The sequence below is a fragment of the Hydrophilobacter chitinilyticus genome, assembly GCF_049860745.1.
GTDB lineage: Bacteria > Pseudomonadota > Gammaproteobacteria > Burkholderiales > Burkholderiaceae_C > Rhodoferax_B.
The window spans coordinates 3,655,050-3,669,588 of record NZ_CP187561.1 but is presented as its reverse complement, the minus strand read 5'-3'; the positions used below and the strand labels follow the sequence as shown (position 1 = coordinate 3,669,588).

The 14,539-nt window shown below is 60.2% G+C and carries 13 protein-coding genes, 1 tRNA gene and 2 riboswitches; of the genes, 5 read left to right on the top strand and 9 right to left on the bottom strand.

Annotated elements, in window-relative coordinates; all coding sequences use genetic code 11:
• Nucleotides 1–120: 120 nt before the first annotated feature.
• Nucleotides 121–1,308: a M20 aminoacylase family protein gene (locus ACPWMG_RS16305; protein WP_483300527.1), complete on the top strand. Its 1,188-nt coding sequence runs from the start codon at nucleotides 121–123 to the stop codon at nucleotides 1,306–1,308.
• Between the two features lie 34 nt (nucleotides 1,309–1,342).
• Nucleotides 1,343–2,554, top strand: a complete 1,212-nt coding sequence (locus ACPWMG_RS16300) for a diaminopropionate ammonia-lyase (protein WP_483300526.1) — start codon at nucleotides 1,343–1,345, stop codon at nucleotides 2,552–2,554.
• 36 nt (nucleotides 2,555–2,590) lie between these two features.
• Here ACPWMG_RS16300 and ACPWMG_RS16295 read toward each other — a convergent pair whose 3' ends face one another.
• Both ACPWMG_RS16295 and ACPWMG_RS16290 read right to left on the bottom strand, forming a co-directional pair.
• Nucleotides 2,591–2,788 (bottom strand): hypothetical protein, encoded by a 198-nt coding sequence (locus ACPWMG_RS16295; RefSeq protein ID WP_483300525.1) that lies wholly within the window; start codon nucleotides 2,786–2,788, stop codon nucleotides 2,591–2,593.
• A gap of 134 nt (nucleotides 2,789–2,922) precedes the next feature.
• Nucleotides 2,923–3,153, bottom strand: a complete 231-nt coding sequence (locus ACPWMG_RS16290; RefSeq protein ID WP_483300524.1) for a hypothetical protein — start codon at nucleotides 3,151–3,153, stop codon at nucleotides 2,923–2,925.
• A 290-nt stretch (nucleotides 3,154–3,443) separates the two neighbouring features.
• On the opposite strand from ACPWMG_RS16290, the gene ACPWMG_RS16285 reads away from it, so the two are divergent.
• Both ACPWMG_RS16285 and ACPWMG_RS16280 read left to right on the top strand, forming a co-directional pair.
• Entirely contained in the window at nucleotides 3,444–4,670 is a 1,227-nt protein-coding gene (locus ACPWMG_RS16285; protein WP_483300523.1) for an acyltransferase family protein, read from the top strand.
• Nucleotides 4,671–4,798: 128 nt separating this feature from the next.
• Nucleotides 4,799–5,881, top strand: a complete 1,083-nt coding sequence (locus ACPWMG_RS16280) for an acyltransferase family protein (RefSeq protein ID WP_483300522.1) — start codon at nucleotides 4,799–4,801, stop codon at nucleotides 5,879–5,881.
• A gap of 334 nt (nucleotides 5,882–6,215) precedes the next feature.
• Here ACPWMG_RS16280 and ACPWMG_RS16275 read toward each other — a convergent pair.
• From ACPWMG_RS16275 to ACPWMG_RS16250, 6 genes are all read right to left on the bottom strand, one after another.
• A tRNA-Asn gene (locus tag ACPWMG_RS16275) sits at nucleotides 6,216–6,291 on the bottom strand.
• Nucleotides 6,292–6,337: 46 nt separating this feature from the next.
• On the bottom strand, nucleotides 6,338–8,413 hold the full coding sequence (locus tag ACPWMG_RS16270) for a TonB-dependent siderophore receptor (RefSeq protein WP_483300521.1): 2,076 nt from the start codon (nucleotides 8,411–8,413) through the stop codon (nucleotides 6,338–6,340).
• Nucleotides 8,414–8,591: 178 nt separating this feature from the next.
• A riboswitch (TPP riboswitch) is annotated at nucleotides 8,592–8,695 on the bottom strand.
• A gap of 69 nt (nucleotides 8,696–8,764) precedes the next feature.
• Nucleotides 8,765–9,673 (bottom strand): thiamine phosphate synthase, encoded by a 909-nt coding sequence (locus tag ACPWMG_RS16265; protein WP_483300520.1) that lies wholly within the window; start codon nucleotides 9,671–9,673, stop codon nucleotides 8,765–8,767.
• An 8-nt stretch (nucleotides 9,674–9,681) separates the two neighbouring features.
• Complete coding sequence (locus ACPWMG_RS16260; protein WP_483300519.1) at nucleotides 9,682–10,509, bottom strand: thiazole synthase; 828 nt, start codon at nucleotides 10,507–10,509, stop codon at nucleotides 9,682–9,684.
• A gap of 2 nt (nucleotides 10,510–10,511) precedes the next feature.
• Nucleotides 10,512–10,709, bottom strand: coding sequence for a sulfur carrier protein ThiS (gene thiS / locus ACPWMG_RS16255; protein ID WP_483300518.1), 198 nt, complete (start codon nucleotides 10,707–10,709; stop codon nucleotides 10,512–10,514).
• Nucleotides 10,706–11,809, bottom strand: coding sequence for an FAD-dependent oxidoreductase (locus ACPWMG_RS16250; RefSeq protein WP_483300517.1), 1,104 nt, complete (start codon nucleotides 11,807–11,809; stop codon nucleotides 10,706–10,708). The genes thiS and ACPWMG_RS16250 overlap by 4 nt, the downstream gene beginning before the upstream one ends.
• A gap of 233 nt (nucleotides 11,810–12,042) precedes the next feature.
• Between ACPWMG_RS16250 and thiD the strand changes: the two genes are divergently transcribed.
• Complete coding sequence (gene thiD, locus ACPWMG_RS16245) at nucleotides 12,043–12,921, top strand: bifunctional hydroxymethylpyrimidine kinase/phosphomethylpyrimidine kinase (RefSeq protein WP_483300515.1); 879 nt, start codon at nucleotides 12,043–12,045, stop codon at nucleotides 12,919–12,921.
• 49 nt (nucleotides 12,922–12,970) lie between these two features.
• On the opposite strand, the gene ACPWMG_RS16240 is transcribed toward thiD, so the two are convergent.
• Nucleotides 12,971–14,269 (bottom strand): purine-cytosine permease family protein, encoded by a 1,299-nt coding sequence (locus ACPWMG_RS16240; RefSeq protein WP_483300514.1) that lies wholly within the window; start codon nucleotides 14,267–14,269, stop codon nucleotides 12,971–12,973.
• An 88-nt stretch (nucleotides 14,270–14,357) separates the two neighbouring features.
• A riboswitch (TPP riboswitch) is annotated at nucleotides 14,358–14,460 on the bottom strand.
• Nucleotides 14,461–14,539 lie beyond the last annotated feature (79 nt).

The following is a 14,539-nucleotide window of genomic DNA, read 5'->3' as shown; positions in this document are numbered from 1 at the left end:
CGGTAAACCTGCAGAACGTAATAAAAGTGCGTAGCGGGTGGCAAATGCGCAGCAATTGTGCGGCCTCAAAAAATATTATTGCAGTACTAGCTCAGCCCCGTTCACCTCCAGAGGATTTTCATGTCGACGATTGATGCGCCACCTTCTACCGAGCCCAGCCTGAGCGCAGACCTCACCCGCTGGCGCCGGCAACTGCACACCATGCCCGAGACCGGCTTTGAAGAGCACCACACTTCGGCCTTTGTGGCCAAGACCTTGCGCGCCTTGGGCTACGAGGTGTTTGAAGGCATTGGCGGCACGGGCTTGGTGGCCAGCCTGCAAGTGGGGCAGGGCACCGGCGTGATCGGCATACGCGCCGAGATGGACGCCTTGAACATGGCCGAGACCGCCGCCGGCCGCGCGTGGGCCTCTGCCAACCCCGGCAAGATGCACGCCTGCGGGCACGACGGCCATATGTCCATCGTGCTCGGCGCCGCGCGTTTGCTGCGCGAACGCAAGAACTTCAACGGCACGGTGCGCTTCATCTTCCAGCCCGCCGAAGAGCATGGCCGTGGCGCCAAAGCCATGATGGCCGATGGCCTGTTCCAGCGTTTTCCGGTCGACGAGATCTATGGCCTGCACAACATGCCGGGGCAGGCCGCGGGCACCATCGCCACGCGCGCGGGCGGCATCATGGCGAGTGAAGACAACTTCGTCATCCACATCAAAGGCCGTGGCACACATGCGGCGCGGCCACACATGGGCATTGACCCCATCGTCATCGGCGCGGAGATTGTGCTGGCGCTGCAAACCATTGTGTCGCGCACGCTGGACCCGAGCGCGCAAGCTGTGGTGTCGTGCACCGAGTTCATCACCGATGGCATCCGCAACGCCATTCCGTCCAACGTGGTCATCAAGGGCGACACGCGCAGCTACGACCCGCAAGTGCAGGCGACCCTGGCGCGGCGCATGCGCGAGATTTGCGAGGGCATTTGCAAGCTGCACGGCGCGGAGTGCCAGTTCGACTACAGCTTTGAATTCGAGCCCACCGTCAACTGGCCCGAGTACCTGCCCTACGCCGTGGCCGCCGCCACTGCCGTGGTGGGCGCTGAGCGCGTGGATGCGCAGGTGCCCGCCATGATGGCATCGGAAGACTTCGGTGCCTTCTTGCGCGTGGTGCCGGGCGTGTTTGTGTTCTTGGGCAATGGCGCTGATGGCGAAGTGGGCGGCGTGCCGCTGCACAACGGCACCTACGACTTCAACGATGCCACGCTGGTGACCGGTGCCGAATATTTTGCCGAGCTGGTGCGCCTGCGTTTACCGCGTTGAGCTTCCGATTTTCTACCTCTTCAATTCCTCATTTATGCAACTCGTTTCCAACCCGCAGTCCATTCGCGCACCGTACCCCGCCGAGCTCAAAACCATCATGTCGATTGCCGAGGCACGCCGCACGCGGGCCTGGCTGGCGCCGTGGAAACACTTGGCGCCAGACGCCACGCCGTTGTGGTCGTTGCCCAAACTTGCAGCCGACTTGGGCTTGGGCGGCGTGTTTGTCAAAGACGAATCCAAACGCTCAGCCCTCGGCAGCTTCAAGGCCTTGGGCGCCCCTGCCGCATTCATCCGCCTGGTCTTGCGCGAGCACCCCGGTTGGGACGCGACCGGCGTGCTGCGCGGCGACTACCGTGCGGCCTTGAACGGCTTGGTCGTCATCAGCGCCACCGACGGCAACCATGGCCGCGCCTTGGCGGCCGCCGCACAGAGCGCCGGTGTTCGCTGCGTCATCGTGCTGCACCAGCATGTGAGCGACGAGCGTGAACACGCCATTGCCGCATTTGGCGCTGAGATCGTGCGCATCGCGGGCAACTACGACGACTCCGTGACCCATGCCGCGCAGCTGGCCGAGGCCCACGGCTGGCGCGTGGTGTCCGACACCTCGTACCCCGGCTACGAAGACATTCCACGCGACGTGATGCAAGGCTACGGTGCGTTGGTAGACGAATTTGCTGAGCAGACGGATGAACCCTTCACTCACGTGCTGCTGCAAGGCGGCGTGGGTGGCATGGCCGCTGGCGTGGCGAGTTATTTGTGGGAGCAGTGGGGCGCGCAACGGCCCATCTTCATCGTGGTCGAGCCGCAGCAGGCCGACTGCCTGATGCAAAGCGCGTTGAACGGTGTGGCGTCCAAGGCTACGGGTAGTGTCGATTCGGTGATGGCTGGCTTGGCCTGCGGCGAAACATCACCATTGGCCTGGCGCTTCCTCGTGCCATCGGTCGATTTTTTCTTGACGATTGAAGACGATCAGGCGGTCGAAGCGATGCGCTTGTTGGCCCACGGCGCCAAGGGCGATGTGCCCATTGTCAGCGGCGAGTCTGGGGCTGCGGGGCTGGCCGGCGTCTTGGCGCTGACCCGAGATGAAGCTTTTCGCGCCCAGGTGGGTTTGGGGGCCGAGGCACGCGTTCTGGTGGTCAATACCGAAGGTGCGACGGCGCCTAGCGTCTACCAACAACTGGCGGGGCTTGCGGCGGAAAACGTGTTGCGCGCCCAACAACATTGGCAAAACGCCAATGGCTTTTGATGCCGGTGTTGTAGAGGTGAGCGGGAAGCCTGCGGCTCAATACCGCGTGGCGCGCAATTCCTGGGGGCCGGTGTGGTTGCGCTGCTTGGGCGCGAAGTCCCCCATTTCGTCAAACAGCTCGGTGTGAATGGCTTCGTTGGCATCGCCGCAGGCGGCGAGCAAGATTACCGGGATCATCGAAAAAGCGTGCGAAATGCGGGCAACGTGGGAAGAAAATTTGGAGACTTGAGGCATGGCACAGTTGCTAGGGTCAAAAACCTCACTGTGCGGCCCCTCTGTGTTTTAAGCGTGACGCGATTGTGAACTTTGCTGCCGCAATGTTTTTTGCCAAGTAGATCACGCGCTGCCGGTGCTAACACCAGACGGTTTTACCAGTCGCCCGAAATCCGCTCTGGAGGCTCTTTGGCCTTGGGCAGCCTGGCCGCCCAAACCATCAACCAAACAAGAAGCGTGATACAGGCTGCCATGAGCAACACGCAAAAAACGAATTCTGCTTCGTGCTCTTCTTGGCTAAAGCGATCGTAGACAAATAGTCCAAATGGAAAAAGGGAAGCCGCCGCGAGCCACTTAGCGGTCGAAATGATTCGTTGAACTGCCATTGCCAACCCTTGGATTTGCTTGTTGTTGATCTGCTTGGCCTATCACACAGGTTGGTGGTGTGATTTGGTTACTGAAATGTAACAAATAACGCCTGAAATCAACATCTTTTGCTTGGCTGATGTGCCTGATCTCATCCTTCTGCAAGGGCAACTTCCCACTGAGATGGCCTTCGCCATTCCCTCTTGAGGTTCGTTAAGACATTTGGCGGCGGTAATGGAACTGTAATAAGAGCAAGTTGTGGCATGGATTATGCTCAAAAGTGTGACTTATTCGTCAACAGAGGCTTGCCTTGAATCCATATTCGCTTTGGCCGATTTTTGCTGCCTTCGCTCTCGCGTGGCTTCTCTGTGCAGTCTTTCGCGCCGATGGTGCCCCTATGGAGCCGGGGAGGCAGACAAGCCTAGATGGGCTCCGTGGATACCTGGCGTTTTCGGTGTTCCTGCACCATGCATCGTTCTATTTTGAATTTCCGCACACGGGGCTGTTCTTAGAGCCTCCATCTCGCGTGTATTCGCATCTCGGGGATAGCAGCGTCAAGCTGTTTTTTATGATCACAGGCTTCTTGTTTTACTCGAAGCTGCTACGTGCTAAATCGAGGCCAGCCCGCGATTTCGATTGGGTGGGGTTGTATGCGGGCCGCTTCTGCCGCATCGTGCCGATGTACTGGGTGGCAATACTTGCGATGTTCGTCGTTGTTGGGATCGTGACCGGGTTCCAACTAAGAGAACCAGCGTATGTGCTCATCGCAAAGATGCTCAACTGGCTTAATTTTTTCTTTACCACTCAACCGGAAGTGAACGGCCTCAACAGCAAATTGATCTTGTCGGGTGTGATCTGGACGTTGATTGTCGAGTGGATGTTCTATTTATTTTTGCCGGTGCTGGCGCTTGGGCTGGGCATCAAGGTCCCAAAGGCAATCTTGGCCTTGGCGCTCATTCCATGTGGCTGGTTGGTGGTGTTTGTCAGTTTTCGAACCCATAGCACTCTGGTCAATATCGTGCCTTTCTTTGGAGGGGTACTGGCTGCATATGTCAATCAATCAACCCAGTGGACAAGAGCTCTTCAGGCACCCGTCTTTGGTGTGGTCGTGTTGGCTGGACTTGCTTTAACCCTGCTGTTGACCCCGAATGGCCACAACTTCATAACCCCTTTGTTTTTGACGATGGCATTTATTCCAATTGCGTGCGGAAACACCGTTTTTGGCCTGCTGAGAATTAAAGCAGCGAGATTTTTGGGTGAAATATCGTTCAGCGTTTACTTGCTGCACGGTATGGTGCTCTATATCACCTTCTTACTCATATTGCCCAAATTTGTGTCTGGAAGACTCACTCCCGAGGTTCATTGGGGAATTGTGCTTTTTCTTGTTCCGGTGCTTTTGGGTTTGAGTACGTTGACGTTCAAAACCATTGAAAACCGATGGCTGCATGCTACGCCATGGCTCACAGAAAAAATTCGCCGAATTCCAATTTTTACGGCAACCCGTGCCGCAAAGGGTTCTAGCGCCACACTGGGTTAAGTGTTGTCGGATCTTTAGTCGATTGCTTTTCCGGGAGTTATTTTGTAGATGATGGGCAAGGGATAGCCATTTTTCGCCCTTGATATTAACTTTTTGACTTTTACAACTAAAAGTAGCTAAAAAATTAAATGCATAAATTTGGTTCTATTCAAATCGCAAGAGCATTGGCAGCATTTGTAGTTGTGTGTGTTCATGTTAGTTTTACCCTTAAGTATGTGCTTCCCGAGGGGCTTTCATGGCCAGCCATGTTGTCTTTTGGTTCTGCTGGTGTTGATGTGTTTTTTATTATCAGTGGCTTCATTATTTGTGCCGTTCTCGATAAGGAGAAAATCACTTCAAGGGACTTCATCATGCGTCGCATAACCCGTATATTGCCTACTTACTGGGTTATTACTACGATCTGGTTGGCCATGTTGTTCGTGACCAAGCGAGATTTGCCAGAACCACTTGAGTTTGTGACCTCATATCTTGTTTTTCCTATGAAAGGCTTTCCGGCTCTAGGGGTGGGCTGGACGCTCGAGCATGAATTCATCTTTTACGCTATTGCTGCAATATTGATTTTTGCTGGTAAACAATTATGGTTGGCCAGAGTCTTGGCGGTTCTGTTCGGATTTGGCGTTGTGTTTCATGTTATCTTGCCGGAACTGGGGTATGACGACATCTGGGATTATCATTTATTCTCTCTTTATCAAATTAATTTCTTTTCCGGTGTAATGCTTTATCGATATAGGGATAACGTTTCACGCTTTAATCCTGTTATGTTATTGATTGCAAGTGCTTTGGTATTTTGTGCAGCAGCAGTCATTACTTCGCAACTTTATGGTGGCCATGTTGACACGCAGCCTGCCGGGTTTAAGGGGCTTTTTCGCGTGGCTATTTATGTCATTGCCGGATTGCTTTTGCTTTCGGGGCTGCTTTCCCTTGAGGCCCGATCACCCAGGTTTTTGGAGAATGCAGTTGCGAGAACTTTAGAGAAGATCGGAGAAGCGTCTTATGGGCTTTATTTAACGCACTTGCTCGTGTTCGCCGTGATCAGTTTTGTGTTGTCAAAGATCCACTTGCCCGCTGCATATGCTTGGGGCGTTGTAATTTTCAGCTTGGTGTCGGCTGTCGTCGTTTCCTTGCTGTGGTACTCAACGTGTGAGGTACGTTTGACAAGGTGGGCGAAGCAGAAAGTGAAGGCGGATATTTTTAACAAAGTGGCGGCTTAGGAATACACGGCCTATCCAATCACAACCTGATGGCGCAGATTTTCGTCGAGTGCATAGGGGGGAGGCCAATGTTTGTGAATCCAGAGCACCGCGTGATAGCGATCACGATTTGCAGTTTGTGCAAACGCGACGGCGGAGAGAAGAGCGAGCGCGGCGAGTTGGGGGAGCCGCAGTAGCCCAACAACTGCAAAACGCCGGAGAGCCGTGTGCTCATTCGGTGGTGTAGTGCAATCTGCCGGAGCTACTGATTTCATGCATGAACTTGACCTGTGCAAGAAGTTCAAAGCCGCAATGCAAAAAGCCCCGTACTTGCGTACGGGGCTTTGCAATTTTTTGGCTCCTCAACCTGGGCTCGAACCAGGGACCTACGGATTAACAGTCCGGCGCTCTACCAACTGAGCTATTGAGGAACATCGTTTGTCACAGCCTCGTATTATAGGCACATTTTTGGTGTTTTTACAAACTCACTCGAAATCCGATGCGAAAAGTTCGTGGGGCCCCAGAAAAAAGATAAATGTGGCCGAACTGGGTGGGCGACTCCTGGAAGTAGGTTTTGTCGAACAGGTTGTCCACGCCCAGTATCCACGTGGTATTGGTGGCACCCAGCTTGGTGTTGTAGCGCAGCGTGGCGTCGACGCGGGTCCAGGCGCCGAGCATGATGGACTCGTCGGCCGTCACGGCGCGCTGGCCTTCGTGCGACAGCAAGCCTTCGATCTGCATGCCGGGCACTGCCGTCAGGTTGTAGGCCACGCGGGCGCGCAGGGCCCAGTCGGGCACGTTGGTGGGGCGCTTGCCGTTGTTCTGTGGCTCCAGCGTGCTGCCTTCGCGGCGCGCGTGCAGCAGCGTGGCGCTGCCGTCGAGGGCCCAGGGGCCGCTGCGCCATTGGCTGCTGGCTTCCAGGCCACGGTGCACGGCGTCGCCGTCATAGCCAGCGGGGCAATCTACGACGAACAGACGTGTGCAAGCGTCAACGTTCGAGATCGGGCGCTTGATCTGAAAAGCGGCCAGTTGCCAGCCCAGGTTCTCGCTGCCGCCTTTGACGCCCACTTCAAACTGCTTGGACTTGGCTGCGGGCAAAGCTTGGCCTGCGTTGGTGAATCCAATAGCGGGGTTGTTCGGCATCACACTCGATTCCAAACCTTCACCGTAACTGGCATAGACCACTGCCGCGTTCGGCAGCTTGTAGCTGGCCGCCAACCAAGGGGTGTTCAGGCTGTCGCTGTAGCTGGTGGGGTTGCTGCCATCGGTAAGCGCGCTGTCGCGTTGCAGGCGGGTGTGGCGCAGGCCGACCCAGGTGGTGAACTCGGGCGTCCAGTGGATGGCGTCTTGCAGCGCGAATTCCAGGCTGCGTTCGTCGCGGTTGGTGTTGCCGACAAACAGCGATGGGTCTGCGGGCAGCACAGTTTGGCCGTCGATGGTGCCGATGCCAACAGGGTTATAGGCGTACTCCTCAAACCGGTTGCGCACGCGGCTGCTGGTCAAACCTATGCCGAGGTCGTGCTTCACGCTGCCTGTTGTTACGTTGCCCTGCAGGCGCAGGTTGGCGCCGGTTTGGGTGCGGCGTTCGTTGTCGCTGCGAAAGTCGTACATGTCGAACGTGCCATCGCTGCAGAAGCGGTCGTACACGTTTTCGGCGCTGCAGCCGAAGGGGTAGGCCAGGTGGTCGTCGGTCTTGAGTCGTTGCTGGCCCACTTGCGCCGACCAGCGCCAGTCGGTGTTGATGGCTTGCTGCAAACGTACGGTGCCGGTAAATGCATCAAACACCGAAGGCTGCGACCACGGCTGATTGTTCAGGTTCAGGCGGGGGTTGGGCTGCGGCGGCAACTGGTTGCCGATAACGCTGGTGCCGGCCACGCTGGGTTGTGACTTGTGGCTGTTTTCAAACTCGACTTCCAGCACGGTGTCGCGCGTCAGACGCCAGTCGGCGGCCAGGGCGAAGAGGTTGCGGCTGCCATCGACGTTGTAGGTTTCGGGGCGCAGCTTTTCAGCGGCGACGTTGAGGCGGTAGCCAAACTGGCGCTCGGCGCCGAAGCGGCCGCCCAGGTCGACAGCGGTGAGCAGGCTGCCGCGCCCCGTCCATTCGACGTTGATTTCGCGCAGGTCGTGCTCGGTCGGGCGTTTGACCACGTAGTTCACCAAACCGCCGGGCGCGCTGGTGCCGGCCTGGATGCCGCTGGTGCCCTTCAAGATTTCAATGCGCTCTTTGTTCTCCAGCGGGATGGAGGTTTCGGCGCTGATGGACAAGCCCTCGCGGCGGTAGTTGAAGCGGTTGTCGAGCGTGAAGCCGCGCACGCTCAGGAAGTCCCAGTAGCCGGGCGAGTTGTAGGCGTCGGCTACCGAGGCGTCGAACTGCGTCAGGTCGGCCAGGCGGCGCGCGCCGACGTTTTGCAACTCGGTGTGGCCCACTACGGTGACGGACAGCGGCACTTCAAGCAAGGGCACGTCGCCAAAGCCGGTGACGTCGGCCATGGGGGCGGCGGTTTGGTCGTTGACGGTGATGGTGCTGAGCGTGGCAGCGTCTTGCGCATGCACTGTAAGTGCTACAAATACAGAAGTTGCTGCCGCAATGCTGGAGCGCTTAAAGTGCCAATTTGGCTTGAAAGATGATCTGCGAGTGGCCATGGTGAAAACAGCGGCTTCGCGGGAGCTTGAAGGGTCTGGATCTGCCGTGTGAGAGATGCGCTCATCGGTTGGAAGATGGGCGCGCGGCGAGACTGGTTTCATGCTTCCCTGCGCGAGGATTACCTCAATCAGGTTCGAAGGGACTTTCTCAGTCGTCCGGCCCTGGCCGGTCCAACACCCCTAGCGGTGCTTCGCCCTGGAGCGAAGTTGTGGCCGATTTTACGCGGCCTTTGCATTGGTTAACGCGCGGTCTACGGTCGATCAGCTTCCGACGAGGATCTGCTTGAGATTCGCCACTGCCAATTCCGGGTTGGGCGCTTGCACCAGCGCGCGCACCACAGCCACCGAGCCGACGCCGCTGGCGGCCACGGCAGGCATCTGCGCCGCGTCGATGCCGCCAATGGCCACCAGCGGCGTGCCACGCAGCAGCCGCGCATAGGCATACAAGCGTGCCAAGCCTTGTGGCGCGGTGGCCATCTTTTTCAGCGTGGTGGGGAATACGGCGCCCATGGCGATGTAGCTGGGGCTCACGGCGTCGGCGCGCACCATTTCGGCATAGCCGTGGGTGCTGACGCCGAGGCGAATACCGGAGGCGCGGATGGTCTCCAGCTCGGCCGGTTGCAGGGCGTCCAAGTCTTCCTGGCCCAGGTGCACACCGTAGGCTCCGGCATTGATGGCGGCGCGCCAGTGGTCGTTGATGAACAGCAGGCTGCCGGTGTCTTGCACGGCGGCCACGGCGGCGTGCACCTCGCGCACGATGGCGGCGTGGTCGTCCGACTTGAAGCGCAACTGCACCGTGGGCACGCTGGCGCGCGCCATGCGGCCAACCCAGGCGGCATCGGGCAGCACGGCGTAGAGGCCTAAGCGGTCAGGGCAGGGCGCGAAGGCGTTGGCGCGCGGGCGTGGGGCCAGGCCGAAATCGGCCGGAGTATCGGGCCAGGCCGTGGCATCAAATTGACCGGTTCGCGCGGTCTGCGCTTGCCAGGCCAGCGCCAGGCATTCGGCGTCTAGCGGAATGAAGCCCAGGCGCAGGCAGGCCAGCTTGGCGGCTTGGTACACGGCATCTGCGCGGCTGAAGTCGGGTGTGGCTTCAACCGGTTCGGCTGCGGGCAAGAAGGTGGCGCGATGCGCGTCGAAGATGGCTTGCGCCTGGTATTCAATGGTGGGCATGGAGGGGCTCAAGACTGGTGCCAGAAAGGCGTGCCCAACACGGGCGTGCTGGGCTGTGCGGCGTGTTGTTCGGCCATGGCGCCGCTCTGGTAGGCGGCGCGGCCGGCGTCTACCGCGTCGGCGAACGCACCAGCCATGCGCACCGGGTCTTGCGACAAGGCCACCGCGGTGTTCAGCAGCACGGCGTCAAAACCCCACTCCATCACCTGGCAGGCATGCGATGGGCGGCCCAGGCCGGCATCCACAATCAACGGCACGGTGAGCCGCTCGCGCAGCACCTGCAGCGCGTAGGGGTTGACGGGGCCTTTGCCGGTGCCGATGGGCGCAGCCCAGGGCATGACGGCCTGGCAGCCCACATCGACCAGGCGCTGGCACAGCACCAGATCTTCGGTGCAGTAGGGCAGAACCTTGAAGCCGTCTTTGATCAGCGTGGCGGCCGTGGCCACGAGGTTCAGCGTGTCGGGCTGCAGGGTGTAGTCGTCGCCAATCAGTTCGAGCTTGATCCAGTCGGTGGCAAACACTTCACGCGCCATGTGGGCGGTGGTGATGGCCTCTTGCGGGCTGTGGCAACCGGCGGTGTTGGGCAGCACCGGCACGCCCAACTGGCGCAGCAGGGCCCAGAAGCCATTGCCAGTGTCATCGCCGCCCGTGCCCTCATGGTGGCCAGGTTTGAGGTTTTGCCGGCGCAGCGAGGCCGTGACCATGGCGGGCTTGGCGCGGCGAATGGCGGCTTCCATCACGGCTGGTGACGGGTAGCGTGCCGTGCCCAGCAGCAGGCGGCTGGTGAAGGTTTCGCCGTAGAGCAGCAGCGGATCTAGTGTGGTGTTTTCAGCCATGGCTAGCCTCCGGTCACGGGGTGGATGATTTCAATCTTGTCGCCGTCTTGCAGCGGCGTTTGCGCGAGCTTGGAGCCGGGCACAAATTGCAGGTTGACCGCGGTGGCAAACGGCGGGCGCGCGCCTATGGCCTCGGCGGCTTGTGCCAGCGTGGCGCCATCGGGCAACTGGTGGGGTTGTTGGTTGATCAGGACGTTCATGGTTTTTCAGGCAGTGCCGTGTGGGTCAGCCCAAAGCTCTCGGCCAATGGGCTGTGGCCGGTCGACACGACTTCAAGCGCGGCGTCCAGCATGGCGGGCGCGATCATGAAACCGTGGCGGTACAGGCCGTTGATCTGCAGTGTCTGGGGCCCAAGCCCGCGTAGCGCGGGCAGGTTGTCTGGCAGGGCGGGGCGGCATTGGGTGGCGATTTCCAGAATGCGCGCTTCGGCAAAACCGCTGTGCACGGCGTAGGCGGCGCTCAGCAGTTCGAGTGTGGAGCGCACGCTGGCGGGGGAGAGGTCGTCGCTTTCAATTTCGGTGGCGCCAATCACGAACACGCCCTCGGGTTTGGGCGCGATGTAGAGCGGGTAGCGTGGGTGCACCAGGCGTGTGGGTCGGCTCAGGTACACGTCGGGCGCGTGCACCCGCACCACCTCGCCACGCACGCCGCGCAAGGCGCTCCACTGCGGGCGGGCGCCCAGGCCACGGCAGTCGAACGTCCAATCGAAATTGCCGTTTAAATCTTCTGGCGCGCGGGGGCTGTGCCAGTGAATGTCTACTCCCAGTGCCGGCAGCGCCTGGCCCAATGCGGCCAGTAGCGCGCGGTTGTCGAGCTGGCCTTCTTCGGGCAGGTAGATGCCTTGGGCAAAACGATCGCCCAACGCGGGCTCCAGCGCGGCAATGCCTGCAGCATCTAGCCGCTGCGGTGCGGGCAACTCGGGCATGTTGCGCTGGTTGGCCGCCAGTTGCTGGCCCAGCCGCGCCGCCTCAGCCGCGTCTTGCCGGTGCCACACGATCAAGGTGCCGGCTTGCTGCAAGAAAACGGGTGGAGCGTAGGCTGCGAGGTCAGCCACCAAGGCGGGCCAGCGGCCCAGCGCGTAGCGGCCCATTTGCACCACGCTAGGCTCGGTGACGGCCGATTCGGCCAGCGGCGCCAACATGGCGGCGGCCACGCGTGCGGCGGCGTTTTCGGCACCCGGGCCTGCGGCGTCAAAGATCGACACGCGGCAGCCTTGGCGCGCGAGCGCAAACGCCAGCAGGCGGCCCATGAGGCCGGCACCCAAGATGGCAACGCTGCTGGAAGAGGTGAGGAGGTTCATGTGTCCAACTGGAAAAACAGGTGGACAAAACGGGGCGCAAAGGGGAGGGCGCCAGGCATTTGAAACTCCCCACGCCAGCATGATCTGGATCGGGTCGCAAGCGTTGAAGTCACCGCAAGGTGTTGAACACGCTTAGGGTTTTTCTCAGCCCTGCCATCACAGCAAGACACCCCTGTTTCATCCGAGTCTGCAATTACAGCACAGCGCATGCCGCGAGCCCCGATAATTTGCCTATGACCCTCTCGTCCACCATCTCTTCTACTCAACCATCTTTGCAACGTTACCTGCGTGTGTTGTCCATCGCCGGCTCCGACAGTGGTGGCGGCGCGGGCATCCAGGCCGACCTGAAAACCTTCTCGGCCCTGGGCTGCTACGGCATGACCGCCATCAGCGCGCTCACCGCGCAAAACACCCAAGGCGTGACCGGCATCCACGGCGTGCCACCGGCGTTTTTGAAGGCGCAACTGCAGGCCGTGCTGGACGACATTGGCAGCGACGCCGTGAAGATCGGCATGCTGCATTCGCCCGAGGTGGTGGAGGTGGTGGCCTGGGCGATTGACCATTACCAACTGCGCAACGTGGTGCTCGACCCCGTGATGGTGGCCACCAGTGGCGACCGGCTGATGGCCAGCGAAACTGTGCAGGTGTTGGTGCGCGAACTGTTCCCGCGCGCCACGGTGATCACGCCGAATTTGGACGAAGCCGCGTTGTTGCTCGGCCGTGATGTGCGTGAGTTGGCTAGCGTAGATGCCCTCAACGAAGCGGCAACTGCGCTGCTGGCGCTGGGTGCTCCCGCCGTGTTGCTCAAGGGGGGCCACTTGCCGGGCGATGAGGTAGTTGATGTGTTGGCTCTGCCCGATGGCACACGCCAACACTTGCATGCGCAGCGCATCGCCACGCCGAATGGGCACGGCACGGGCTGCACCTTGTCTTCTGCCATCGCCTGTTATTTGGCGCAGCGCATGCCGCTGTCGCTGGCCGTGGGCCGGGCGCGTGAATACATCTTGAACGCCATTGCCGCAGGCGCCCACGTGCGCACCGGGCAGGGCGCGGGGCCGTTGAACCACGGCTTCAACCCGGTGGCCATGCAGACGCGGCCATTGCAGGCTTAAGGGTTTAAGAAAAATAGGCTGTTTGCGCATACGGCAGTAGAGCAAGCAGCTAGGCTATTGATAGCGTTCTGGCGCCACTGCTGCGCGTCAACCAAGCCATTACAAATGTGGCTGCAAGCGTGGGTAAAGCTGCTCCAAACTGAGGCGCCAACTGTGCGAGCAGGTGGTACAGCACAATGCCCGCGAGCCACAAGCCCGCGGCCACCACATCGACGCGGCGCGCTGTCAGCAGTGGTGTTTCAGTCGACGTGCCAAGCCGTCCCAGGATCACGCCAAAGAGTGGCACAAACACCGAACTCAGCAGCAGCAAAAAAGGCTCCAGACTGTGCATGGGCAGCACCAGCGCCAGGCCCGTGCACACCACAGCCAACAACAAGCCCCAGCGGCGCACGCTCCAGCGCGGCTGCAGGCTGTGCGCGCTGACCGAGCCCGAATACACGTCGCCATAAGCGTTGTCCAGCTCGTCGATCAAGATCAGCCCCAGCGCTAACAGGCCACCTTGTGCCAGCAGCAACGCGGTGACCAACTGCACGCCCGGTTCGGCCACCGACACCACCATCACGCCCAGCGCATAACACCAGATGTTGGCCAGCACATAGCCCAGCCACGTGCCGCCCATGCTGCCGCGCGGGCTGCGGCCGTGGCGTGCGTAGTCGGCCACCAGTGGCAACCACGACACCGGCATGGCGATCACCAGGTCGAGCGCCGACAACATGCCCATGCTGCCGTCGCCGGGGCGCTGCCAGAACGCATCAAAACCTTTGGCCGCGAGGGCGTGTGCGAACTGCCAGGTCAGCCACAGCAGCGACACCACCACCAGCGGCAAACCAAAGCGGCTGACGAAACCGCGCACCAGCTTGAGCATGGAGCCCGCAAGCAGGGCGGTCAGCACCGCGCCCCAGAGCAAGGTGGTGGCGAGGATGCCCATGGGTCCATCCAATGGCAGGCCAAACATCTGCTGACCGATGGCTGCGGTGCCTTCGCGCATCACCACCAGCTCAAACGTCGTCCAGCCTATGAGTTGCACGATGTTCAGCCCGACGGGCAGGCGCGCAAACAGGCTGCCGTAGGTGGCGTGCATCAGGCCCGCGCTGGAGAGGCCAGTGCGGCAGCCGACTTGCGCTGTCCACGCCAGCAAACCCGCGCCAATCGCCGAGCCGAGCACGATGGCCAAGATGGCCTCTTGTGTGCCCACGGCGGGCACCAGATAAGCGCCAATCTGCATCACCAGCAAGCCCACGCCCAGGCTGAACCACAGCGCAGCTTGGTCGCGCCAGCCGAAGACACGCGCGTTGCCCGGCATGGGGGTCAGGGCTTCATTTTGAAAAGGTGAAATTGGCTCAGTCATGTCGGGCTCCTCGCAGCAGGGCAGGCAAACCACGGCAGAGGACATAGGTGCCACAGACAGTATTGGATACAGCGCGAGGCCGATACACGGTGTGGCAGACCAGCTTCCCTGCGCGAGGATTACCTCAATCAGGTTCAAAGGGACTTTCTCAGTCGCAGCACGTGTGTGCGGCAACACCCCTAGCAATGCGCCTCGGTGAGATGAACCGTGACGCGACGCAGATTCTAGCCTGCGTCGCCTGTTAGCTTACACAGGGTTACAGCGGCGTAC